Origin of the sequence: Pseudonocardia sp. DSM 110487 (genome assembly GCF_019468565.1) — a bacterium.
Lineage (GTDB): Bacteria > Actinomycetota > Actinomycetes > Mycobacteriales > Pseudonocardiaceae > Pseudonocardia.
In genome coordinates this window covers 3083545-3106404 of record NZ_CP080521.1, presented here as the reverse complement: position 1 = coordinate 3106404, position 22860 = coordinate 3083545, and the positions used below count along the sequence as shown (strand labels likewise).

The following is a 22860-nucleotide window of genomic DNA, read 5'->3' as shown; positions in this document are numbered from 1 at the left end:
GGCGCGGCGGGGCGATCAATCCTCAGTGTCCGCGTCGCCTTCCTCGCTCTCCGGGTCCTCCTCGGGCGCCGGCTCGTCCTCCTCGGGCCCCGGGTCCTCCACCTCGGGCCCCGGGTCGCCGCTCGGCTCCGTCGTCGCGGGACCGCCCGGCTCGGTCATCGGGAGGCTCTCGAGGATCACCGACGTCGGAGGGACGGGGAGGTCGCTGGTCACCGGCGGAGCCGTCGGCGTCGTGACGAGAGCCGGAGTCAGAGCGATCGAGGTCTCGGGTGGAACCACGGATGTGGCCGTCGACGAAGGTCCGGGGGACGCGGAGGTGCTCGGGGACTCCGTGCTCGGAGCGCTGGTGGTGCTCTGCGTGCTGGGGGTGCTCGACGGTCCGGGGGTCGACGGCGGTTCACGGGGCCCGACCAACCCAAGCCTGAAGCTGAGCCGGATGTCGTTCTCCACGGTGGCGTCGACGTCCTCGTCCTGCTCTCCCCGCGTCGCCCGTGGCCGGCTGACCACCTCGGCGACATCCCCGTCCGCATCCCGCTCGACGACGACGAACTGCTGGATCACCGTCGGCGCCGTGTGGATCTCGGTCACCGACTGCGCGTCGAAGCCGTTCCAGCGCGCGCCGACATAGCGGACGTTCTGACGGGGCGCCGGGGTCTGGAGGGGATTCCCGCAGTAGCACCGCACGCGGGGGATCCCGACGGCGTCGACCAGAACAGCGGTTCCCGCCTGCAGGACGGTGTGGAACGGGGTCGCGACCCCGTTGTCGAAGCCGTGGTTTGTAACCGCGGTGTCGGTCTGCAACGCCACCGGGGTCAGGGAGGCGAAGTGCGCGTCGATCTGGGACGGCGCGATCATCAGGGCATCCGCCCATGCGGCGGCGTGATCCGGCTGTGTCGCCAGGAACGCCTGCATCGCGGCGATGTCGCAGGAGTTCGCCGCGGTGCCCCCGTAGAGACCGGGGGCGTCGCCGGACACGACGTGGCCCGCGGTGTGCAGCGGTCGCAGGGGGGTGGCGGCGACTCCGGCCTGCGGGATGAACGCAGGGACCGCTCCGAGCGAGTCGGCGGCCTCCGTCTGTACGACGTCTTCGGAACCACCACTCGCGAGCCGCGTCAACGCAGGGGACGCCACGACTAGCACGACCACCGTGATGAGCAGGGTCGCCAGGCTCCCGAGGATCCGCGCGGAGCGACGCCGGGCCGGCCGGTCCATCACCGTGCCTCCAGAGCGCTGTGCAGCCCTGCCGTGTCGAGGAACGTCGCCGTGCTGCACAGTGCGACCGTCGCGTTGTCGTTGGGTCCGTCGATGACCATGGTCATCGGGTAGGCCTCGTACTCCCATGCGCAGGTGTAGCGGCTCCCGGTCGATGTCGGCCGGGTTCCTCCGACCTGGCTCCCGAGTCGCTCGGAGCTACCCGGGAGCACGAAGTCCGCGGTCGTGGGCATCATCATCTGGCCCGCGAGGGAGGACACGACGGATCCCGACCTGCGCCAGAAGACGAGATGGGTCGTTTCGCTCGTCCGGCACTCGACGGAGTAGGCGTCGATCCCGAACAGGGAGTCGTGGACCGTGCAGCCCGCCGTGGGGAGCATCGGCCACGCCGCGTGCGCTACCGCGAGGATCTTCGCCGAGCAGTCCCCCTCCCCGGCGGTCGGGCAGGTGGTGAGCATCGGATCCCCGCTGTCCGCGATCCGGCTCGGCGTCGGCACCGGGGTAGGTGATGGCTGCGGCGACGTGGGCGGACGCGGCGGGATCAACGTGGCCGCCACTACTCCCACCACCAGCAAGGCGGCGACCACGCCGGCCAGGATGCCCCTCCATCGAGTACGTGGGCGCGAGGGAACCGAGGGCAGCAGCCGGAGCGCGTGTCGGGCGGCGCCGTCCGCGACGGTCGTGCTCGGATCGCCACCCATGATCGGTGGCCGGCCGATCTGCTCCTGGATGAGCCTGGTGAGCATCGGGATGCGCGACGACCCGCCGACGAGGTATACCCCGGCGAATGCGGGGCCGCCGCTGGGCGCGTCCCGACGCGCTGCCTTCGCCAGGTCGACCGCGTTCGCGAGGCCGGGGGGATTCCCCGGACCGCCCTTGATCAGCTCCTCGAGCTGTGTGCGGGTGACCTGCACCGACTTGGTCTCGGGGAGATGTGGAGGCACTTTCGGCAGTGGGACCGGAATGTCCGTCTTCCGCGAGAGCTCCTCCTTCACGTTCTTGGCGAGCGAGAGGATCTCGAAGGCCCGCTCCCGCTCCTCCGGATCGTCGGACCCGACCAGCTGCGGGTACAGATCCGGCGCCCCCGCCCGTTCGACCATCGCGACGGCGAGCCGGTAGTCGAAGTCCTCCCCGCCCGCGTCCTCGATTCCCGTTGGGTAGCCGACGACGGTCAGCTCGGGTTCGGGTCTGCCGTCGTCCACGGGTTCGGGTGTCGCGATGTCGACGGTTGCGGCGTCGACGGTGCCACCGCCGAGATCCAGGACGACGATCCGCGCCGCGGTCGGCACCGCGGCCACCTCGAGCATCCGTTCGGCCGCAGCGACCGGCTCCGGCAACGTGTCCGGCGCGGGCCATCCATCGTGGGTCGACGCCGCCGTTCGCGCGGCCTCCTCCAGTACCGCGATCCGGGCCTGCGGCCAGCTCGCGGGATGCGTCACCACGAACGTCTCCGGGGGCCGGGAGCCCTGCTGCTTCGCCGCCTCGTCGACGACGACCCGGAGCACCTCCGCGACGACCTCGACCACCGGCACGTTGCGACCGCCTAGGAACAGCGAGCCGTCCGGGATGCGCTTCTTCGGCGTTTGGTCGAACCACTCCGTACGCCGCCGGGCCATGTTGACCGCGCGCTCGCCGACGATCCATCTGTCGGGGCGTCCGGGCCCGGCGTCCAGCAGCACAGCGGAGAGCATGATCGTCTTTCCGTCGATCGTCATCGTCCGCACGCCGGTGTCGTCGCCGATCGCGGCGACCGTATTCGTCGTGCCGAAGTCGACGGCCAGCACCCACCGCTCGTCCACTTCGGGCGAGGCAGGCGACGAGGCGTTCCCGATCATGGGTGGACGGCCACCGTCCGTGACACGAGGACGTCGATCTCCCGCTCGACGTCCCGCAGCCCATCCGCCACGGCACGCTGTTCGTCGAGCGCGCGCCGGAGATCCTTGGCAGTCGACCTCACTGTGGCCAGGTCCTCGGACAGCCGGGTGAACTCACGCTCTCGCGCGCCGACGAGCGCCGGCAGGAGCTCGGAGACGCGACGCTCCGCTTCCCGGATCCGGTTGCCGATCGCGGCCCGGAACGTCACGCCCGCCTCAGCGGTGGCGTCGTCGATCCACGCCGCGAGCCTCGCGCGCTGCTCCTGCTCGGCATTGCCCTTCGACGTCAGCCACCCCGTACCGCCTGCGAGCGCGAGGCTCGCCGCGACCACGACAGGACCGGGGAGGAACGGGACGCCTGCCGCTCCCGCGAGGAGGTTGACGAGGGTGGTGAAGAGCTGCGCCGACGCCGGTAGGTCGATGCAGCCGCCTTGCGCGTCCGGCCGGGCAGCCGGCCGCATCCGGATCACGAACCGCTCGGGTGTGACGCGCCGATGGTCCGCACCGTCGAGTCGCGGTCCGAGACCTGCGATGATCCACGCACTGCGCTCGGCGGCGTCTTCGAGGACAGCGACCGCGGCGGCGGTGATGTCGGCAGTAAGGCGGGACGGGAGCTCGGACAGTAGCCCGGCCGATGCCTCGTCGACGCGAGAGCGGTACCGGCGGCACAGGGCGTCGAGCGCCTGGTCGAAGGAGGTCGCCGCGTCATCGCGGAGCTGGTCCAGGCCCTGGTGGACGGGCCCCGCAAGCCGCGGCAAGTCGTCGAGCAACGTCCGCGCGGCCGCGATCTCCCGCTGCACCTCGCGCTCACGGTCCGCGTTGCCGTCGAGCATGTCGACGATCTCGTCGGATCGGTTCCGCAGCGTCCGGCAGACTTGTGCGAGCACGCGCGCCGCGTTGGCGAGGCGGGTGGCGGCCGCGCCCGCTGCGCTGTACTCGCGCAGGGTGTCGACGAGCAGGGGGATCCCCGAGATCTCCTGCATCCATTGCGCTTGCCCGGTGTCCTCCATCTGCGCCGCGTCGTCAGCCAACGGCGGCGCGACGGGGAGAACGGGCACGGATTCCAGCCCTGCCCTGCCTGTGATGATCTCCCTGGTCGCGTCGACGACATCCTCGAACGCCGGATTGATGTCGCACTTCGTCACCGCCACGACGACCGTCGGCACCCGGAGCGCCGCTTCGGTCAGGAAATCCAACTCCGGCTTCAGCACCGGCTGCAGCGAGTCGCACACGAGGAGCAGGGCATCGGCCGCCCGCAGGGCGGCGAGCGTCGTCCGGGAGTGACCGCTGTCCAGGCCGCCGACCCCTGGCGTGTCCACGAGGGTGATGCCGTGCAGCATCGGCGACGCGATCCGCACCTGGACGCCGATCACCGGCTCGGTCACCTTGCCGATGGCCACGTACCGTTCCACGTCCCGGAGCGGGCACGCCCGGCGGACGAGCTCGCCCGGTACCGCCGGGTCGGCGAGGACGACCTCGGCCTCGTCGCGGTCCCCGTACCCGACCTCCAGCCAGCACGAGGTCGTGAGGTCGGCCCCCACCGGGCTAAGGTCCGGACGTCCGACGAGCGTGTTCAGCAGCGTCGACTTGCCGCGCTTGGTCTCGCCGACGACGACCACCCGGATCGGTCCCGCCTCGTCGACGGCGGGCAGGTCGTCGAGCATCTGGATCAGATCGTCGCGCCGGACGCGCCGCGCTTCCGCGGCGAGCCGCTCCCGGAGCCGCTCGACCGCGAGCGGGTCACCCGCGCCTGGATTCACGGCAGCACCTCGTGCTCGGACGCGGCGACGTACACGACGACCCGCGCCGGGACGACGACCCGCCCCCGATCGGCCCATCCCGGCTTGATGGTGCGGGCGACGACGTCGTGGAGGGTGGGGTCAGGGGCGGACTCGGTCCCGACCGCGAAGTGGACGGCGGGATCGAACCGGTTGCCGTCGGCGAGGATCTGATCCGCTCCCGCCGAGCGCAGCACGTTGGCCGCCTGCCATTCGAACTCGGGTGGCAGCCTGCCCACCAGTTCGGCGAGCTCCCGGATCGCCGTCTCCCGCTCGGCGAGCCGGGGATCAGGTGCACAGGCCGGACCGGCAACGTGCTCCATCCTGATCGTGGAGTCGTCGCGCCGCCCGAGCCACAGGACGACGACGGTTGCGACGATGCCGGTCAGCACGGTCGCAATCGTCACGAACGGCACCTCCCACGCGCTCTCGCTCACCGAGGGCGGGACGCCGGGCTCCGTGACGGGCGGGGCGGTGGGCGCCATCAACCAGGAGATCAGGAAGGCGGCGGTTCCCCCGAGGAGCGCGAAACCCACACCGGCTGCGCCCGCAATTCCGCGGGTGCCGCTCACCGTCGCCCCTCCTCGGCTGCCAACTGCCAAGCGCGCACCATCACGTCGGCCATCCGGCGCCCGGCACCGTCGGTCAGCAAGGCCCATCGCTTCCATTCGCCGGCGGCCCTGGCCGCTTCCCCAGAGGTAGCGCCGGGCAGTCCGGTTCGGACGGCCCTCCACGCCTCGTCGACGAGCCCTGCCGGCGGCCGGACCCTCCCGGTCGCGAGCTGTTGGCCCATACCGATCACCTTCACCGGGAACATCTGCGGCCAGTCGAGCATCGAGTTGGCGTCCTCATAAAGCGCGCGATCACCCGCGTAGTAGGCGGCCGGTACCAGCTCGTCGAGCGCCCCCGCCGCCTTGAGCGCATCGCTGCGGCCGGCGAGACACCCGTGGATCTCCGACGACACCGCGGCCATGCCGGAGGCCACGGCCGATTCCCGGCTCAGCGAAGCGACATCCGGGCGGGTTCCGCTTCGGATCTGATCGAGCAGCTCACCGACACCGAACCGGCCCAGCAGGTCGAGGAGCTCAGCACGGACCGGGGTGTCGACCGGTCCTTCCGCGCCGAGGAACATTTTCTTGTGCCGGAGCACGGCGTGAGCGACATCGCGGTTCCACGCCTGCGCGAGCGCGCCCAATGCACGCGCATGCACGTCACGCAGAGCGCCGGTCCGGGCGGTCTCGGCAAGCAACCCCACGACCGGGACGACCGTCCAGAACAGGTCCGCATGCCCGGCCGCCGTGTTGCGGGCGATCTCCGTCGCCGCCTTCCAGGAGGTCAGCGGATTCCCCGACAGCTGATCGGCCTTGGTCAGGATCCCGACCGCGGTGGCGCCGTTGAGGCGATTCCCGCCGCTGCCACGGGCGAACGTGTGGACGGCATCGGCCTCGTCCTGCGTGATCGGGCCGTTGATGCAGAAGAGGATCACGTCCGCCCTCGCCGCGTAATCCCCCGTGTCGTGCAGCATCCGCTCCGTCGCGGCCGCGTTCTCCGTCTGCGCCGAGGCCAGCCCCGGTGTGTCGATGAGGACCGCTTCCTGGAGCAGGGGCAGTGGCATCGTCACGTCGATGTGGCTGATCTCGGACGCCGGGCGGCCGAAATCCGCCGGAAGACGGGAGTCGTCGAGGTCGACCGCTATGCGTCCGGACCCGGTCCGCAGGACGAGCGTGGCCGTCGGGCGAGGGCCGTACCGGAACTTGTAGACGATCTTGGTGCACTCGCGCGCGTTGGTCGGCGCCACCCTGCTACCCATGAGGGCGTTCAGCAGCGTCGACTTCCCACTCGAGACGCGGCCGACCAGCGCGATGGACAGCGGTGCCCGCAGCCGCTCCAGGCATCGATGACCGACATCGGCCAACCGCTGGTCGACCGACCGCTCGGCCCTGGCTGCGAGGGCAACGACCGCTCCCGCCAGCGGCCCAGGAACGTTGGGCATCGCATCACACGACCCGGATCCCTCGTCGCGTGACGTGGACCAGGGGTCTCGCGCGACGGCCGAGCCCACCCAGTGCGAGGATCCGTCCTCCACGCCGGCCGGGGTAGGTGGAAGAACTACGTAGTATCAGCGCGTCGCCGCAGCTCACGAGCCGGGCAAAACCAGCCCCGACTCGTACGCGATGACCACGAGCTGCGCCCGGTCGCGGGCGCCCAGCTTGGTCAACAGCCGGCCGACGTAGGTGCGCGCCGTCGCCGGGCTGATGTGGAGGGCCGCGCCGATCTCCGCGTTCGACTCCCCGAGCGCGACGCGCTGCAGCACCTCCCGCTCCCGCTCGGTGAGCCCCTCGACGAGCGCAGGCCGGGTGCTGCGGCTCAGCCGCCCGGCGAGCGCACGCATGACGGTCCCCGTGATCGCCGGGGACAGCAGCGCGTCGCCCGCCGCGACGCGCCGGATCCCCTCCCGCAGGTCCACCGGGGAGACGTCCTTGAGCAGGTAGCCTGCCGCCCCCGCCCGGATCGCGTTCATGACGTTCTCGTCCTCGTCGAACGTCGTGAGCACGACCACCCGCACCCCGGCGAGGACCGGGTCGTCGACGATCGCCCTCGTCGCCGCGATCCCGTCCATGACCGGCATCCGGATGTCCATCAGGACGACGTCGGGCCGGTACTGGCGCACCACGCCGAGACCGCCGCGGCCGTCGGCCGCCTCACCGACCACCGTGATGTCGCCGTCGCGCTCGGCGAGGGTGCGCAGCCCGGTGCGGACGAGCTCCTGGTCGTCGACCAGCACGAGCGTGATCACGCGGCCGGCCTCGCAGGGATCCGCGCCTCGACGGTGAACCCGTCACCGGACCGGGTCTCGAGGGTCCCCCCGAGGAGCCGCACCCGTTCCGCCATCCCGGCCAGGCCGTGGCCGTCGGCGGGGTCCGTCGAACCCCGACCGTCGTCGGACACGCGTACGTGCAGGACGCCCTCGTGCAGCCGGGCCACCACCTCGACGTGCCGGGCGCCGGCGTGCTTGACGACGTTCGTGAGCGCCTCCTGCACGATGCGGTACGCCGCCGCGTCCGCCTGTGGCGTGAGCCCGTCGACGTCGATGCGTGTGGTGACCTCGAGGCCCACGCCTCGGGTGGCGTCCACGAGGTCGGGGACCGCGGCGAGCGAGAGGACCTCGAGCGTGCCGTCCGGGGTACGCAGGAGCCGCACCATGGACCGCAGGTCCCGCAGCGTCTGGCCACTGGCCGCCCTGATGCGCTCGATCGCCTGTGCGGCCGGGCCACCTGGTTCGACGGCCTCGGCGGCCACGCCCGCCTGCAACGAGATCACGGACATCGTGTGGCCGACGGTGTCGTGCAGGTCGCGCGAGATGCGTTCGCGTTCACGTTGCACCCGCCACTCGGCCTCCCGTTCGAGCTGCACCGCGGTCAATCGGGCGATCTCGCGGCGGCTGCGGACGCTGTAGCCCAGCGCCGTCGCCGCCGCGATGAGCGCGATGTTCGAGACCGCCTCGTACCCGATCAGGGCGCCGAGTGAGTCCCCCTCCCTGATCCGGAAGTAGAACGAGACCACCAGCAGCACGACGCCGGTTCCGACGGCCCAGCGCGTCCGGCCGAGGTCCGCGGCCGAGAACAGCGCGGTGACCACCGGGAGGGCGATCCCGATCGGCGGGTAGTCGAAGGCGTAGTAGGCGAAGAGCCCCAGCGTCGTCAGCACGAGCACCGTGCGGGGCGTGCGTCTGCGCAGCAGCATCAGCAGGCCGAAGCCGGCCGCGAACAGGTACGCGCCGAGGTCCGGCGGCCGGTCACCACCCCGCGCGGCGGCGATGACGAGCGCGATCCCGAGTGCCACCGCGGTGCCGAACAGCGCGTCGACCACGACCGGTGGAACCCGTTCGTCTGCCGATGTCACGGCGATCAGCGTATGGCCGGAGCGGGCGCCCGGCATGCGCTCCCGGACGTATCCCGATGTCGCTCCGGAGCGACTCGAGCCGAGATCGCGGGCCGATTCGCGCACGTCGGCCCGCTCATAGCGTCCGATGACGTGGAAACGCTCAAGAACCTGCACTGGCCACTGGTGCTCGGCCTCGGCGCGCTGGCGCTGGTCCGCCCGCTCATCCGGATCGTCACCGATCCCAGCGGGACGTCCGACGCACCGGCGACCGCCATCACCCTCACGCTCGTGATCTCCGTGATCTGGATCGCGGTCGTCGGCCTGACGAGGGTCTCGCACCCCGTGCTGACCCTGGTGTGCGCCGGAGTCGTCTACGGCGCGGCATCCATCGTCCTGTCCGGCATCCTGTCCCCGATCCTGACCGGGCAGCTCCAGGGCCCGCTCGCCATGCCGTTCGCGATCATCCCGGTGCTCGCCGTCAACGCGGTATGGGGGCTGATCACCGGGGTGATCGCGCTGCTGGTCCGCCGGGCACGGGCGGGCTCGGCGCGATGAACCGGCGCCGCTTCCTCGCCGCGGGCGGGACGACGGCCGTGCTGGCCGTCCTGTCCGGCTGCGGTGCGGCCGGTGGCCTACTGCCCAGCGGCGGCGGGAACAACAGCACGCAGGGCAGCGCGGGTCAGCTACTTACCAGCGAGACCGCGCTGCCGTCGCCGTTCCGGGCGCCGCTGCCGATCCCGCCGGTCCTCCAGCCGGTGCGCCGGGACGGCGGCACCGACTTCTACGAGATCACCCAGCGCGCCGGGCGGGCCGCGATCCTGCCGGGGCTCGCGACGGAGATCTGGGGGTACGACGGCATCTTCCCCGGACCGACGATCGTCTCCCGGCGTGGCAGGCGCACCGTGGTCCACCACCGCAACGAGCTGCCGGTTCCCGTGTCCGTCCACCTGCACGGCGGTCGCACCGCACCCGAGCACGATGGCTATCCGACCGACTTGATCATGCCGGCGGCCGGTGCCGGCAGCGGCCATGCGAGCCACTCCGGTGCCTCGGTCGTCGGCGGCCGGGACTACGTCTACGAGCTCGACCAGCCCGCCGCGACGCTCTGGTACCACGACCACCGGATGGACTTCACCGGCCCGCAGGTCTACCGCGGGCTCGCCGGCTTCCACCTCGTCCGCGACGACGTGGAGGACGGGCTCGGCCTTCCGTCGGGGGAACGCGAGGTCCCGCTGATGATCACCGATCGGGCGTTCGCCGCCGACGGATCCTTCCGTTACCCGTCGGTCGACCCGTCCCTCACCGGCACGCCGGGCGTGCACGACGACTACATGAGCGGCGTGCTCGGCGACTGCATCCTCGTCAACGGTGCACCGTGGCCGGTGCTGGAGGTCGCGACGGTGAAATACCGGTTCCGCATCCTCAACGCCTCGAACGCCCGCCGCTACCGGCTGCGCCTCGAGGGCGGCCCGCCCTTCGTCCAGATCGGCAGCGACCTCGGCCTGCTCGCCGCACCCGTCACGCACGACGAGCTCGACATCGCACAGGCCGAGCGGTTCGACGTCGTCGTCGACTTCACCGATCACTCACCGGGCGACGAGATCACGATGGTGAACGACCACGGTCGCGGCACGACGTCGCAGGTCATGCGGTTCGTCGTGAGCCGTCGGGAGACCGACACCAGCACGGTGCCTGCCCGCCTCGCCGACGTCGAGACGCTCTCCGAGGACGACGTGGTGGAGCAGCGCGTGTTCGTGTTCGCCCGCGGCGGCGCGCAGGCGCACGGGACCACGCTGTGGACGGTCAACGACCAGCCGTTCAGCCCCGACACGATCCTCGCCCGCCCCCGCCTCGGCACCACGGAACGGTGGATCATCCGCTCCCAGAACGTCGAACACCCGATCCACATCCACCTCGCGCCGTTCCAGGTCCTGCGCCAGGACGGCAACGAGCCCGGCCCGTACACGCGGGGCTGGAAGGACACGGTCAACCTCGACAACGGCGGGCGGGCCGACCTGCTGGTCCGGTTCGAGGGCTACCGCGGCAAGTACGTCCTCCACTGCCACAACCTCGAGCACGAGGACATGATGATGATGGCGAACTTCGAGGTGGTCTGATCAGGCGGATCAGACCGGGGCGACGACGTCGTCGAGCACGCCCTTGCGCACGTCGGCGACGAGGTCGGCGAGCTGCTCGATGCTCATCTGGATGCGCTGGCCGAAGTCGTCGGTGATCACGACGCGGCGCTCGGGTGCGGCGGCGTCGTCGAGGTACAGCTCCGGGCAGCCGCAGTTGCACTGGCCGCAGAACGTGGCGATGTGGCGCATGACGTCCTCACAGGGGTGTTCGAGGGCGGAGCGGTCGGATCAGCAGGTCGCCCGCGACCGCCTCGTGGTTCCGGAGCACGCCCGGATTCGCCCGTTCGGTGCACCGCACCATGCCACGCAGGGTGCTCAGGTGCTCCTCGAACGTCGCGCCCGGCGGTTGGGTCTGCACCACCAGATGGGTCGCCCATTCCCGGACCGGGTCGGTCCGCCAGCGTTCCGGGAACGCATCCAGCGGTTCTCCGGCTCGCAGGAGGCGGCATGCCGCCACGCGGGGCGAGCCCGCGGCCCGCGTCCAGTACCGGGCGAGGCCCTCGGCGGCGCCGTCGGGGCGCCCGGACAGGATGCCGATCCCGCGGGTCGCGGCCACGTCGATCCCTTCGGCCGAGCCGGTCGCCCACCACAGGCGATCCCGCAGCCCCGGCGCGGCCGGGACGAGCGCCGTCCCGTCCAGCAGGCGGCAGACCTCGTCGACAACGGCGGTGCAGTCCTCGTGCCGTCGCGCGTGGTCACGCCCGAACGCGGCGGACGCGGCGGGGTCGTTGCCCGCCCCGAACCCGAGCTCCAGCCGGCCACCGCTCAGAGTGTCGACGACGGCAGCGTCCTCCGCGAGCCGCCGCGGGTCCTCCAGCGCGGCCGCGATCACGGCGGTGCCCAGCCGGATCGTCGAGGTCCGTTCGGCGATCGCGGCCAGCATCACCAGCGGCGCGGGCAGCATGCCGCCCGCCGCCGTGCCGCGGTGCTGCGCCACCCAGAGCGAGTCGAAGCCGAGCTCCTCCGCCGCCACGGCGAGATCGACGGTCTCGCGGTACACCCGCGCGGGTGGACCCGACCCGGCGACGTGCAGGAGGTAACCCATGCTCAGCCCGCCCAACGCGATCGTCATGGGACGCCTTGTCGTGGAGGACGGCCGTTCGGTTCCCACGAGTTGTCTCCCGTCGGTGACCGGCATGAGACGTCGCTGAAAGGCCGCTGAGACCAGCTCCTGTGAACGTTGCCCGCATGACCGACGAGGACCCCAGATGGAACGCCTACCTCTACCGCAGGCACTCACCGCGGGAGGTGCGTGACTGGGTGACCCGCCTGCGGTGGTTCCGGCTCTGCCGGGCGTTCGGTGCGCACAACAACGACGGCGACGCTCTCCGGCTCGCGCTGCGGGCCGAGACCGAGCAAGAGCTGGCCGCCGTTCTCGGGACGCTCGGGATCACTGGGCTCGGACACGTCCACATCGCGGGCGAGCGCGCATACGTCTGGACCCGGCCCGGCCGCCTGGAGATCAGCCTGTCCGACCCCGACGAGCCGTACGAGGTGACCCCCCGGGCGGTCGACTCCGCGATCACGATCGAGGCCGCGCTCGGCACTCTCACGTCCTCCGTGATCGACCCGCCCGTCGACGACCCGCACTGCATCTGCCCGAAGTACCACCCGCACCTCTGGGCACCGTGAGCCATAGTTGAGTCGTGCTGACTCAACCTTGGTTGCGCTCCTACGCCACCCTCGCTCTCCGGATCGACCGGCACCTGGACGGCACGGCGCTCATCTACGACGGTCCGGCGGAATGGCGGGCCGCGGTCGCCGCCGAGGAACCCGTCCCGCCGGCGACGCTCGCCGACGAGTGCGAGGCGCTGCGCCAGGACATCCCCGTCGACGGCGAGCGCGGCACGTTCCTCGCCGCACAGCTCACCGCGATGCACGCGACGGCGCGCCGGCTCACCGACGAGGGCATCCCGTTCGCCGAGCACGCCCGGCGCTGCCTCGGCGTGCCGATCGAACCCACGCCGGAGGACCTGCTCGCCGACGCCCACTCCCGGCTCGCCACCGCACTCCCGCCCGGGTCCGGATCGCTGGCCGAGCAGTTGCACGCATGGCAGCAGACCCACATGGTCCCGGCGGATCACGTCCCGGAGCTGGTCCGGCGCGCGATGGCCGAGACCGTCGCCCGGACGCGCGCGATCGTCGCCCTCCCGGGCGAGATCCACCTCGACGTCCGGCTCGACGCGGGCCCGCACCGCGGGCACTACGCCGGCGGGAACCGGGGCACGCTCCACGTGAGCGACGCCCAGCCGTTCAACGGCGCGGACCTGCTCTCCGTCGTCGCGCACGAGGGGTTCCCCGGCCACGAGGCGCAGCACTGGCTCGCCGCCGAGCTCGGGATCGCGGTGGACGGCGATCTGGCCGCGATCCACGACGCCCGAAACGCGCTGTGGGGCGCGTGGGGCAACGCCGCCCTGCTCACCGATGCGGGCCGACCCGACGCCGAGGTGGCCGACCACCTGACGCGCTGGGCCCTGCTCACCGATGCGGAAACCGCGTGGGCGCTCGACTTCCTCCGCTCCCCCGCCATGCGTACCTACGTGCTGGGTTACGTCCACGGCTGGCAGCTACTGCGGCGGTGGCTCGACCACCCGGACCGGAACGCGCGCGTCCGCCGGCTCCTGACGGAACCGGTGCTGCCGGCCGACCTGGTGTGATCAGGTCCGGACGGCGAGCGGCAGCCGTTCTCCGGTCGAGCGACGCTCGACGAAGACCGCCGGCCGGCCCATCGCTACCGGACCGCTACCCCGAATCGCGCGGTACCCTCTGGCGCCGTGGAGGTTCCGCTTGGGGAGGCGTGGGAACGGCGCGCCGCCGCATGGAAGGCGTGGGTGCGCACGCCGGGGAACGACGTCCACTTCACGCTGCTCAACTGGCCTGGCTTCGACGAGCTGCTGCCGCCACCTGGCCGGCTGACACTCGACCTCGGCTGCGGCGAAGGACGCGCGGGGCTACTGCTGCACCCTCGCGGGTATCGGCTGGTCGGGCTCGACACATCACCGACGCTCGCCGAGCTGGCGCGCGATACCGGTCACTACGACAGCGTGCACGTCGCTGATGCCGGCGCGATCCCACTCGACGACGACGCCGTCGACCTGGTTGTCGCGTTCATGAGCCTGCACGACATGGACGACCCAGCGGCCGCGATCGACGAGTGCGCACGCGTGCTCGAACCCGGTGGCTGCCTCTGCGCCGCGATCGTGCACCCGCTCAACCGGCCCCCTGACCGGCTGGCGAACTACTTCGAGCACCAGCGGGCCGCAGACCCGGTCGAGGCCAACGGGCTGACGATGACCTTCGAGTCGATCGACCGGCCCCTCGAGTACTACACCCGCGCGCTGGAACGAGCGGGGTTCGTCATCGAGGCGCTGCGAGAGCCGCGCCCCGATGAGGCGGCGGTCCGGGCAGAACCGAGGCTCGCGTCGGCGCTGCACCGGCCGTTCTTCCTGCACCTGCTGTGCCGACGCAGCCCGGCTGAGTAGGTCACCGCGTCGATGCCCGGTGGCACTCCCCGGCACCGTGCGGGCCAGTGCACCCCGTGCCGCTGCCCGGCCGACTGTGGCTGACGCTGCGGATCACCCGCGCGTAACACCGGCCGGTCCGCCGCCGAGCGTCGCACCGAGGGAGGGAGGCCGTCATGGATGTCATCGTCACGGATTCGAGGTCCGGCCGGATGAGCGCCTGGTGGGGTCAGCCCCCATCGACATCGGCGGGATGGCCCCAGGCGCTCGTAGTGCCAGCGGGATGGCCCGAGGTCCGCGCGGCGCGGACCCTTATCGGCAACGGACAGGCGAGCTGACCGGAAGGCGGCCGACCATGAACACCACGACGCCCGCGGGCAACCGCGACCTTGCAGTTCCCGCGCCGCTCACCCGGCTCGAACGCTGCGACCGGTGCGGCGCGGGGGCGCTGGTCAAGGTCACGCTGACCAGCGGTGGCGAGCTCCACTTCTGCGGACACCACGCCCGCAAGCACGCGGCCCGCCTGCTCGAGATCGGTGCCGGCCTGCGATCCGCCCTCTGACTCCCGCAACTCCCGCGAGCCCGGTCGTCTCCCGCGCGACCGGGCTCGCGGCATGAGGTCCGTGGCGTGATCCCGCGGGTCGGTGACCAAGGGGAAATGGTTAGTGTTGAAGATCGACTAGCGACCATCTGCCCTTGATCGGCAGGGGTGAGCCAGCCTATTGAGTCGGACCGGACCTTCGCGGCATCGCACCGGCGATCAGCCTCCGGGAAGTCGGGCGTAGAGGTCGACGTTGTTGCCATCGGGATCGCGCACGGTGGCGAACCGGTGTCCCCATGGGGCGTCGAACACCTCATGGGCACTGGCGAATCCCGCATCCGTCAGTTCTCGATAGGTCGCGTCGACCTCGGATGGCGTGCTGAACTCGAATGCGAGTGCGGTGTGGGCACCTCCGCTCGGCTTGGTCCAGTCCGGATAGAACGACTTGGCCATGGTCGCGTCGTCGAGCATGAGCCTGAACCCCGGCAACAGCTCGCACTCTATGTGGCCGCCGGTCGCGTCTCCGAAGTCGAGGCCGAGCCGCTGATAGAAGTCGACCGATGCCGCGATGTCGGAGACGATCAGCGCAAGGGCGTTCGCTTGTGGTTTCATGCTCGCCATCGTACGGACGGGGTACGACAGTTCAGTTGTGCCGCGTCGCCCCGATGGCCGCGCACGCTCTGGAACAGGCGCCACCCGATTGGTGCTTGACAATTTGTGCGTCATTCCCACAATCCTGGCCGACCTTTACATGATCACGAGGTGGCAACCCGGAACCTCGATCGAGCGTGTTGCTGAATCGGCCGGGCCTCCGTCCTGGGGCAACGCGGCGATCAAGGCGAGATGGTCGCTGGATGATCTTCGATCGCGACCTACTTCCGGATGTACCCGATCCGCGGCGGCGCGCTCGTGCTCGTCGCCGTCGTGGCCGTCACGCTCGCGCTCGTGCTGCGCCCCGCACCACTCACCGGCGACGCGGAGGCGGACGCGGCGTGCAACGCCCTCGCGTCGGCCGCGATCGACGACAGCGGGCAGACGTCCGGCGCGAAGCTGGCCACCCTGACCGAGGCGAGGGTTCGTTCGGACCCGCTGCTATCAGTTCGCACTGTCAGACCCGGAGACTGCACCCGTCCGGCAGGTCAACCTCGCCTCGCCCCTTCGGTCCGTGCGTCAGAGTGCCTTCACGTGCGACTCGCGGCGGGTGTGTGTGGGGAGTCTTCCGCGGCTCACAAGACGGTCAGCAGAATGTGGGCCATGATGCTTCGGCGATTGGCGAGGACATGTGCAGGAGGGACGCTGGCCACGGCGATGGCGAGATTGAACGCCCGCCACCCCTGGAGCCACAACGACCACTTTCACAGCTGGATCATGGCGAACCTACCCGAGCAGCGCCATGCGGCCTTGGACGTCGGTTGCGGCCGTGGCGAGCTGGTCGCTACGCTGTCACCCCACTTTGCGAGAGTGTTCGGGAACGACGCGAACCTGACGATGCGTCAGTATGCCGCGAATCGCTGCGCCGGTCTATCCAACGTGACGATCCATGACGGAGCCTGGACGAATATTGCAGGTCCGTTCGACCTGGTAACTATGATTGCCGTCCTGCATCACCTTGAAGTCGCTGACGCCCTGCGGGAAGTGCGCAAGCTTCTCGTACCCGGCGGGCGATTCTTAGCCGTCGGCCTCGCCCCTCCCTGCAGCCTCCGTGACCATATGTGGGACCTCGCATCTATCTTGACCAATCCGATCATCGGCTACGTCAAGCACCCCTGGCCGAGCAAGAATGAGCCCCAGCCGCCTGCGTTTCCCGTTCAGGAGCCCACGATGTCGTTCGACGATCTACGGAAACTCGTCGCTGAGGTCATGCCGGGTGCTGCCATACGGCACCATCTCGGATTCCGCCACACGATCGCATGGACCAAGCCGCTGTAGCCAGGGAGGATCTCGCGGAGACGCCGGACAGCAGATAGTGTCCGCCCAGCTCACAGGCGTGGGGCGGACGAGCTGGCCTGTAAGCCGGATCCTGTTCCCGGGCGCCTCACGGCGCTCCGTTCGGCGACCATCCATCTAGGCCCGCCGTCACCGGCGGGCTCGAGCGGTCTACCCGCAGACTCGGACGGGCCGCCCTCGAACGCCTGCGCAGCTCCCGCGCGCGGGAGCCTTTTGACCTTGCTCCGGGTGGGGTTTACCGAGCCACCCCGGTCACCCGGGGTGCTGGTGGTCTCTTACACCACCGTTTCACCCTTACCCCGCACGGTTGCGCGGGGCGGTCTGCTTTCTGTGGCACTTTCCCGCGGGTCGCCCCGGGTTGCCGTTAACAACCACCCTGCCCTGCGGAGTCCGGACTTTCCTCGGCGACGGTTGCCCGTCGACGCGGCCGCCCGGCCAGCTCGTCCGCCCCGACAGCCTACTCGGGCCCGATCAGGACCAGCCGTGCGCCACGTCGACGACGACGCGCGATCCGTCCACGACGAACACGCGGAACGGGAGCCGGGCGCGCACCCCGACGCCGAAGGTCGTGGCGCCCTCGAAGCTGCTGCCGAAGACCACCGACCGAAGCGTGCGATAGCCGCGCACGTCGACGTCCTTCGTCGCGATCGTCGGGTTGCCTGCGTCGTCGTAGGCCGGGTGGTTGACGTTGACGAGCAGGCGCGCGCCGCCGGGCACCGGGAGCACGGCGCCCGAGCCGTCCTGGAACACCTGGTCGACGTACTCCACGCGGTATCCGGCGGCGGGGCCTGCCAGGTCGAACACCACGCGATCGAAGCAGTCGTGCCGGCCGGCCCGCACGGCGGTCAGCTGCGCGGCGCCAAGCGGCACGACCCACTCGGGCGTGCTACCCCACTGAGTGGCGCAGGACGTCGCCGCGACGGGCACCGGCGAGGGGGTCGTGGCAGCCGCGACTGGCAGCGCGACGGCGGTGAGGGCGAGCACGGCGGTCAGCAGGTGACGGAGGGTGCGGGACATGGCGGCCTCCTCGGGCGTCTTACCTGAGGACGTCCCGCCCACTCTCAGGTTGCCTCGCGCTCCTCGGCACGCCGCCGCGGTATCGATGCGCCTCCGCTGCGCTCCGGCGGCGCGCCGCATCGCCAGCACCGTTCGTCGCCGTCGCTGGGCATGGCACCGCACTCCGGGCACAGCATGCCGAGCCAGCACACCGCATCACCGCTGTCGTCGCCCTCGGACACGACTCCATCGTGCGCCCTCTCGAGTGTCGTGCGCACCACTGGTGACGCGGACCGCGTATCGCCGGATTCGCTGCATACCGCAACTACCGTGGTTTGGTGATCGATACGTCGCCGGGCTCGCTGGCGTTCCTCCTCGTCGCCGGTCTGGTGGCCGGCGCGGTGAACGCTGCTGCCGGCGGCGGCTCCCTGCTCGTCTTCCCGTCCCTGCTCGCGGTGGGCCTGCCCCCACTCGCCGCCAACGTCACGAACTCGATCGCCCAGTGGCCCGGCTACCTGGGCATCGTCGCGGGAGTCCGGCGCGACCTGCACGGCCAGGGGCGGCGCGTCCTGCTCACATCGGTGGTGTCGGCCGTCGGCTCGGCCGTCGGCTGCACGCTCCTGCTGGTGCTGCCCAGCTCCGTGTTCGACGCGGTCGTGCCGGCGCTGGTGCTGCTGGCCAGCGGTGTGTTCGCGCTGCAGCCGCTGATCCGGCGCTGGACCGCGCCCACCCCCGGCGCGCCGGACCGGCTCGTCACCCTGCTTCCCACCGTGTTCCTCGCGGCGGTGTACGGCGGCTACTTCGGCGGGGCGCTCGGCGTCATCCTCATCGCGACGCTCTCGCTGTTCGCCCACGACTCCCTGGTGCGGCTCAACGCCCTGAAGGGCCTGCTGTCGCTGGTGGTGGCCACGGTCACCGTCGTCTACTTCGCGATCGGAGCGCCGGTGTACTGGCCCGCGGTCGCGGTGCTCGCCCCGACCACGCTCGTCGGCGGCTACATCGGAGCGCGCATCGCCCGCCGCTCGCCGGAGGCCGTGCTGCGCGCAGCGGTGGTACTGCTCGGCATGACCGTCGGGATCTACCTGCTCGTGACGGCTTGACGCGCAGGCGGTGCGGCGCAACGCTCCTCTCCCCCGGCGGAAGGAGCCGATCATGCAGACGCTGGACCGTGACGAGCTGACGGTGCACATCGAGGCGCCGCCAACCACCGTCTACCGCCTCGTGTCCGACGTGACCCGGATGCCGGAGTTCAGCCCGGAGATCCGCCGGTGCGTGTGGCTCGACGGCGCGGACCAGCCGGCCGTCGGTGCACGCTTCCGCGCCACCAACCAGCTCCCGCGGCGCCCGCCGTGGCAGAACACCCCGATCGTGATCGCCGCCGACCCTGGGCGCGAGTTCGCGATCAGCCGCACCGAGCCGTTCGCCGGCACCCTGGTCTGGCGCTACCGGCTGGAGCCGGAGGGCGTCGGCACGCGGCTGACCGAGAGCTACGAGGTCACGAGGCCGATCACCCGGATCGGGTGGTTCATCATCGGCACCCTGTTCGGCGGGAAGGACCGCCGCTCCGACCTGCACCGCGGCATGCAGGAGACCCTGCGCACGATCACCGCCGTCGCCGAGAAGGAGACAGCTGAGCAGTGAAGTACGTCGTCCTGATCTACAGCAATGCCGAGTCGCGGAAGCTGTGGGAGCAGTTCTCCGAGACCGAGCGTGGCGAGGGGCTCGCCTACTACGCGCGTTTCACCGCTGAGCTCGAGGCGTCCGGAGAGCTCGTCGTATCCGAAGCGCTCGCCGACCCGTCGACCACCAAGCGCGTGCAGGTCGACGAGGGCCGGACCCTCACGACGGACGGCCCGTTCGCCGAGGCCAAGGAGCACCTCGCCGGGTTCTACCTGCTCGACGTCGCGAGCGAGGAACGCGCCGTCGAGATCGCGGCGCAGGTCCCGGAGGCGGCACTCGGCCTCGTCGAGGTGCGGCCCGCCCGGAGCCTGGACCTCGCGGAGTGGTGACGCCGACGGACGTCGGACGGCTGGTGCGGGAGCTCGCCCCTCACGTGCTCGTCGCCGTCGTCCGGCGGCACGGCGGGTTCGACGCCTGCGAGGACGCCGTGCAGGAGGCGCTGCTCGCCGCCGCCGTCCAGTGGCCGGCCGAGGGTGTGCCGGACAACCCGAAGGGCTGGCTGATCACCACCGCCTCCCGGCGGCGGATCGAGATGTGGCGCTCGGACTCCGCGCGGCAACGGCGGGAGGAGACCGTCTTCGCGCTGGCGCCGCCCCCTCCGGACCCGGCGCCCGCCGTCGACGACTCCCTCACCCTGCTCCTGCTGTGCTGCCACCCCGCGCTCACCCCGCCGTCGCAGGTGGCGCTCACGCTGCGCGCGGTCGGCGGGCTCACCACGGCGGAGATCGCCCGCGCCTTCCTGGTGCCGGAGTCCACCGTCGCGCAGCGGATCAGCCGGGCCAAGCAGCGGATCAAGGCCGCGGGCGCGGAGTTCCGGATGCCTACGCCCACCGAGCGGCCCGAGCGGATCGCCTCCGCGCTGCACGTCCTCTACCTGATCTTCAACGAGGGCTACACGGCCAGCTCCGGCGCGGAACTGGGCCGCGTCGAGCTCACCGAGGAGGCGATCCGGCTCACCCGGCAGCTGCGCGCCCTGCTGCCCGGAGAGGGCGAGGTCGCCGGGCTACTGGCCCTGATGCTCCTCACCGACGCCCGCCGCACCGCGCGCACCGCTCCCGACGGCAGCCTCGTGCCGCTCGCCGAGCAGGACCGGCAGGCGTGGGACGCCACCGCGATCGCCGAGGGCACGGCGCTGATCAGCGAGACCCTGGCCGCCGCGCCGATCGGCCCGTACCAGCTGCAGGCGGCGATCGCGGCCGTGCACGACGAGGCAGGGCGTGCCGAGGACACCGACTGGCCGCAGATCCTCGCGCTCTACAACCACCTGCAGGTCCTTGCGCCCGGTCCGATGGTCACGCTCAACCGGATCGTCGCCGTCTCCGAGGTGCGCGGCCCGCGGGCAGCGCTCGAACAGCTCACGGCGGCGGCCACCGACCCGGCGCTCGCCGGGCACCACCGGTTGCACGCCGTCCGCGCCCACATGCTGGAAGCGGCCGGGGACCTCGACGCCGCCGTCGTGGAGTTCCGGCTGGCCGCCCGCCTCACGCTCAGTGCGCCGGAGCAGCGCTACCTCGAGGCGAAGGCCGCACGGCTGGCCCGCTAGCGATCGGGATGGTGGCTGGTGTCGTTGACCAGCCGCACGCTCGCGCCGCCGTCCGGGTAGAAGTCGACGATCGACAGCGCGGCCAGGTCCAGGTGCAGCCGGTAGAGCACGCCGGGGCCACCCTGCAGAGCGTCGCGCAGCAGCATCTTGATCGGCGTGACGTGCGTGACCAGCACGAGCGTGGCCCCCGGGTACTCGCGCAGGACGTCGGTGAGCTCCGCGGTCACCCGCCGGCCGACCGCCGCGAAGCTCTCTCCACCGGGCGGGGCGACCTCCTCCGAGCCGAGCCACTCGGCGTGCAGCTGCGGGTCACGGGCCCGCGCCTCGGGGAAGGTGAGGCCCTCCCACTTGCCGAAGTCGGTCTCGATCAGCCCCTGCCGGACGACGAGCGGGGCGCCGGTCGAGGCGGCCACCACCTCCCCGGTCTGGCGGGCCCGCCGCAGCGGGGAGGTGAGCACCGCGGCGATGTCCGGGACGCGCGCGAGCCGCGCGGCCGCACCGGCCGCCTGCGCGGTGCCGAGCGGGGTGAGCTCCGGGTCGCCGTGCCCCGAGTAGCGGCGCTGCACCGAGAGCTCGGTCTGCCCGTGCCGCAGCAGGAGCAAGCGAGTCGGCGTGCCGATCTGGCCGGTCCAGGAGGCGGACGTCATTGCGCGGCGGCCTGGGCGTCCATCGCCTGGTTGGCGAGCGCGTCGGCGCGGGAGTTGCGCAGCCGCGGGACCCACTCGAACCGCACCGAGCCGATTTCGCGGACGAGCTCGGCGGCCTCCTGTGCGAGTGGCCGCATCGCGGGGTGCTTGATCTTCCAGCGGCCGCTCATCTGCTCGACCACCAGCTTCGAGTCCATCCGGACGTCGACGTCGGTGGCTCCCAGCTCGACGGCGGCGCGCAGTCCGGCGATCATGCCCCGGTACTCCGCCACGTTGTTGGTGGTGACGCCGATGCCCTCGGCCCGCTCGACGAGCACCTCGTCGGTGTCGGGGTCCAGCACGACCGCGCCGTAGCCCGCGGGTCCGGGGTTGCCCCGGGAGCCGCCGTCAGCCTCCACGACAACCCTCACAGCCCTGACGCCTCAGTGCGCACCAGGATCACGCCGCATTCCTCGCAACGCACCAGGTCGTCGGCGGGTGCGGCCTTCAGCTCCGAGATCGACGTGCGGTCCAGCTCCAACCGGCACGCCTGGCAGCGCCGCGCGATCAGCGCTGCGGCGCCCACACCGCGCTGCTCGCGGTGCCGCTCGTAGGCGCCGAGCACGTCGGCCGGGATCGTGACGACGACCTCCTCGCGGGCCCGGCGACGGCCGGTCTCGGAGGCGTCGATGTCGGCGAGAGCGGTGTCGCGGCGCTCGGTGACGGCGGCCAGCTCATGCTCGGCTGTGGCCAGCACGACGCGGGAGTGCTCCACGTCCGCGCCAACGGCCTCGCGCTGCTCCATGATCTCCAGCTGCTCGTCCTCGAGCACGGACTGCCGGCGCGCCAGTGTCTCCAGCTCGTGCTGCAGGTCGGTGGCCTGCTTCGCGCCGATCCCGGCCCCGGCGAGCAGCTTGTTGTCGCGCTCGGTGCGCTGTCGCACGCCGTCGACGTCGCGTTCGAGGCGGCGGATGTCCCGGTCGAGGTCGCCTGCGGCGGTCTCGACCTCCACCAGCTTGTCCTTCGCCTCCCGCACGGCGGCCTCGGCGGCGGCGAGCTCGGCGTGCTCGGGCAGTGTGCGACGGCGGTGCACGAGGCGCGACAGCTCGGCGTCGACCTCGGCCAGGTCGAGCAGCCGGCGCTGGACGGCGGGGTCGGCTTTCACGAAGCGGTCCTTCC

At 71.5% G+C, this 22860-nt stretch carries 24 protein-coding genes, 1 other RNA gene and 1 pseudogene; 11 read left to right on the top strand and 15 right to left on the bottom strand.

Annotated elements, in window-relative coordinates; all coding sequences use genetic code 11:
- Positions 1 to 15: 15 nt before the first annotated feature.
- The 7 genes from K1T35_RS14375 to K1T35_RS14345 form a co-directional block, all read right to left on the bottom strand.
- Entirely contained in the window at positions 16 to 1212 is a 1197-nt protein-coding gene (locus K1T35_RS14375) for a DUF6777 domain-containing protein (protein ID WP_370645506.1), read from the bottom strand.
- A complete protein-coding gene (locus K1T35_RS14370) occupies positions 1212 to 3047 on the bottom strand; it encodes an Hsp70 family protein (RefSeq protein ID WP_220260660.1) in 1836 nt (611 codons plus the stop codon). The genes K1T35_RS14375 and K1T35_RS14370 overlap by 1 nt, the downstream gene beginning before the upstream one ends.
- Positions 3044 to 4846: a dynamin family protein gene (locus K1T35_RS14365; protein ID WP_220260659.1), complete on the bottom strand. Its 1803-nt coding sequence runs from the start codon at positions 4844 to 4846 to the stop codon at positions 3044 to 3046. The genes K1T35_RS14370 and K1T35_RS14365 overlap by 4 nt, the downstream gene beginning before the upstream one ends.
- The gene (grpE, locus tag K1T35_RS14360) at positions 4843 to 5436 is read right to left on the bottom strand and encodes a nucleotide exchange factor GrpE (RefSeq protein ID WP_220260658.1); all 594 of its coding nucleotides are present in this window, start codon (positions 5434 to 5436) and stop codon (positions 4843 to 4845) included. Before grpE ends, K1T35_RS14365 begins: the two co-directional genes overlap by 4 nt.
- Positions 5433 to 6857: a dynamin family protein gene (locus K1T35_RS14355; protein ID WP_220260657.1), complete on the bottom strand. Its 1425-nt coding sequence runs from the start codon at positions 6855 to 6857 to the stop codon at positions 5433 to 5435. The genes grpE and K1T35_RS14355 overlap by 4 nt, the downstream gene beginning before the upstream one ends.
- A 144-nt stretch (positions 6858 to 7001) precedes the next feature.
- The gene (locus K1T35_RS14350) at positions 7002 to 7661 is read right to left on the bottom strand and encodes a response regulator transcription factor (RefSeq protein ID WP_220260656.1); all 660 of its coding nucleotides are present in this window, start codon (positions 7659 to 7661) and stop codon (positions 7002 to 7004) included.
- Positions 7658 to 8767, bottom strand: a complete 1110-nt coding sequence (locus K1T35_RS14345; protein ID WP_255621885.1) for a sensor histidine kinase — start codon at positions 8765 to 8767, stop codon at positions 7658 to 7660. Before K1T35_RS14345 ends, K1T35_RS14350 begins: the two co-directional genes overlap by 4 nt.
- Positions 8768 to 8899: 132 nt before the next feature.
- Here K1T35_RS14345 and K1T35_RS14340 point away from each other — a divergent pair, with 132 nt between their 5' ends.
- Both K1T35_RS14340 and K1T35_RS14335 read left to right on the top strand, forming a co-directional pair.
- The gene (locus K1T35_RS14340) at positions 8900 to 9304 is read left to right on the top strand and encodes a hypothetical protein (RefSeq protein WP_255621884.1); all 405 of its coding nucleotides are present in this window, start codon (positions 8900 to 8902) and stop codon (positions 9302 to 9304) included.
- Positions 9301 to 10866, top strand: coding sequence for a multicopper oxidase domain-containing protein (locus K1T35_RS14335; protein WP_220260654.1), 1566 nt, complete (start codon positions 9301 to 9303; stop codon positions 10864 to 10866). Before K1T35_RS14340 ends, K1T35_RS14335 begins: the two co-directional genes overlap by 4 nt.
- A 9-nt stretch (positions 10867 to 10875) precedes the next feature.
- Here the strand turns inward: K1T35_RS14335 and K1T35_RS14330 are convergent, their stop codons facing one another.
- Together K1T35_RS14330 and K1T35_RS14325 are read right to left on the bottom strand one after the other, a co-directional pair.
- Positions 10876 to 11076, bottom strand: a complete 201-nt coding sequence (locus tag K1T35_RS14330; protein ID WP_220260653.1) for a hypothetical protein — start codon at positions 11074 to 11076, stop codon at positions 10876 to 10878.
- A 7-nt stretch (positions 11077 to 11083) separates the two neighbouring features.
- Positions 11084 to 11959 carry an LLM class flavin-dependent oxidoreductase gene (locus tag K1T35_RS14325; RefSeq protein ID WP_255621883.1) on the bottom strand — a complete coding sequence of 292 codons (876 nt, stop codon included), beginning with the start codon at positions 11957 to 11959 and terminating at the stop codon, positions 11084 to 11086.
- Between the two features lie 116 nt (positions 11960 to 12075).
- On the opposite strand from K1T35_RS14325, the gene K1T35_RS14320 reads away from it, so the two are divergent.
- The 4 genes from K1T35_RS14320 (at position 12076) to K1T35_RS14305 (ending at position 14910) form a co-directional block, all read left to right on the top strand.
- Positions 12076 to 12519 (top strand): hypothetical protein, encoded by a 444-nt coding sequence (locus tag K1T35_RS14320; protein ID WP_220260652.1) that lies wholly within the window; start codon positions 12076 to 12078, stop codon positions 12517 to 12519.
- Positions 12520 to 12533: 14 nt separating this feature from the next.
- The gene (locus K1T35_RS14315) at positions 12534 to 13544 is read left to right on the top strand and encodes a hypothetical protein (protein WP_255621882.1); all 1011 of its coding nucleotides are present in this window, start codon (positions 12534 to 12536) and stop codon (positions 13542 to 13544) included.
- A 117-nt stretch (positions 13545 to 13661) separates the two neighbouring features.
- Entirely contained in the window at positions 13662 to 14369 is a 708-nt protein-coding gene (locus tag K1T35_RS14310) for a class I SAM-dependent methyltransferase (protein ID WP_220260651.1), read from the top strand.
- Between the two features lie 334 nt (positions 14370 to 14703).
- Positions 14704 to 14910, top strand: a complete 207-nt coding sequence (locus tag K1T35_RS14305; protein ID WP_220260650.1) for a hypothetical protein — start codon at positions 14704 to 14706, stop codon at positions 14908 to 14910.
- Between the two features lie 198 nt (positions 14911 to 15108).
- Here K1T35_RS14305 and K1T35_RS14300 read toward each other — a convergent pair whose 3' ends face one another.
- Complete coding sequence (locus K1T35_RS14300; RefSeq protein WP_220260649.1) at positions 15109 to 15510, bottom strand: VOC family protein; 402 nt, start codon at positions 15508 to 15510, stop codon at positions 15109 to 15111.
- Between the two features lie 261 nt (positions 15511 to 15771).
- On the opposite strand from K1T35_RS14300, the gene K1T35_RS14295 reads away from it, so the two are divergent.
- Positions 15772 to 16818, top strand: a complete 1047-nt coding sequence (locus K1T35_RS14295; protein WP_220260648.1) for a bifunctional 2-polyprenyl-6-hydroxyphenol methylase/3-demethylubiquinol 3-O-methyltransferase UbiG — start codon at positions 15772 to 15774, stop codon at positions 16816 to 16818.
- A 64-nt stretch (positions 16819 to 16882) separates the two neighbouring features.
- Here the strand turns inward: K1T35_RS14295 and rnpB are convergent.
- From rnpB to K1T35_RS14280, 3 genes are all read right to left on the bottom strand, one after another.
- An RNA gene (gene rnpB, locus K1T35_RS14290) (RNase P RNA component class A) lies at positions 16883 to 17279 on the bottom strand.
- Between the two features lie 28 nt (positions 17280 to 17307).
- Complete coding sequence (locus K1T35_RS14285) at positions 17308 to 17853, bottom strand: hypothetical protein (protein WP_220260647.1); 546 nt, start codon at positions 17851 to 17853, stop codon at positions 17308 to 17310.
- A gap of 44 nt (positions 17854 to 17897) precedes the next feature.
- Positions 17898 to 18074 (bottom strand): hypothetical protein, encoded by a 177-nt coding sequence (locus K1T35_RS14280; RefSeq protein WP_220260646.1) that lies wholly within the window; start codon positions 18072 to 18074, stop codon positions 17898 to 17900.
- A gap of 96 nt (positions 18075 to 18170) precedes the next feature.
- Here K1T35_RS14280 and K1T35_RS14275 point away from each other — a divergent pair, with 96 nt between their 5' ends.
- The 4 genes from K1T35_RS14275 to K1T35_RS14260 are packed head-to-tail and all read left to right on the top strand — an operon-like array spanning position 18171 to position 21055.
- Positions 18171 to 18932 (top strand): sulfite exporter TauE/SafE family protein, encoded by a 762-nt coding sequence (locus tag K1T35_RS14275; protein WP_220260645.1) that lies wholly within the window; start codon positions 18171 to 18173, stop codon positions 18930 to 18932.
- 52 nt (positions 18933 to 18984) lie between these two features.
- Positions 18985 to 19473 (top strand): SRPBCC family protein, encoded by a 489-nt coding sequence (locus K1T35_RS14270; protein WP_220260644.1) that lies wholly within the window; start codon positions 18985 to 18987, stop codon positions 19471 to 19473.
- On the top strand, positions 19470 to 19841 hold the full coding sequence (locus K1T35_RS14265) for a YciI family protein (protein ID WP_220260643.1): 372 nt from the start codon (positions 19470 to 19472) through the stop codon (positions 19839 to 19841). Before K1T35_RS14270 ends, K1T35_RS14265 begins: the two co-directional genes overlap by 4 nt.
- Positions 19838 to 21055, top strand: a complete 1218-nt coding sequence (locus K1T35_RS14260) for an RNA polymerase sigma factor (protein ID WP_220260642.1) — start codon at positions 19838 to 19840, stop codon at positions 21053 to 21055. The genes K1T35_RS14265 and K1T35_RS14260 overlap by 4 nt, the downstream gene beginning before the upstream one ends.
- On the opposite strand, the pseudogene K1T35_RS14255 reads toward K1T35_RS14260, so the two are convergent.
- Both K1T35_RS14255 and K1T35_RS14250 read right to left on the bottom strand, forming a co-directional pair.
- Positions 21052 to 22112 (bottom strand): annotated as a pseudogene (locus tag K1T35_RS14255) (bifunctional RNase H/acid phosphatase). The gene K1T35_RS14260 and the pseudogene K1T35_RS14255 sit on opposite strands and share 4 nt — an antisense overlap.
- A complete protein-coding gene (locus tag K1T35_RS14250; RefSeq protein WP_220260641.1) occupies positions 22109 to 22846 on the bottom strand; it encodes a zinc ribbon domain-containing protein in 738 nt (245 codons plus the stop codon). Before K1T35_RS14250 ends, K1T35_RS14255 begins: the two are co-directional and overlap by 4 nt.
- Positions 22847 to 22860: the final 14 nt, after the last annotated feature.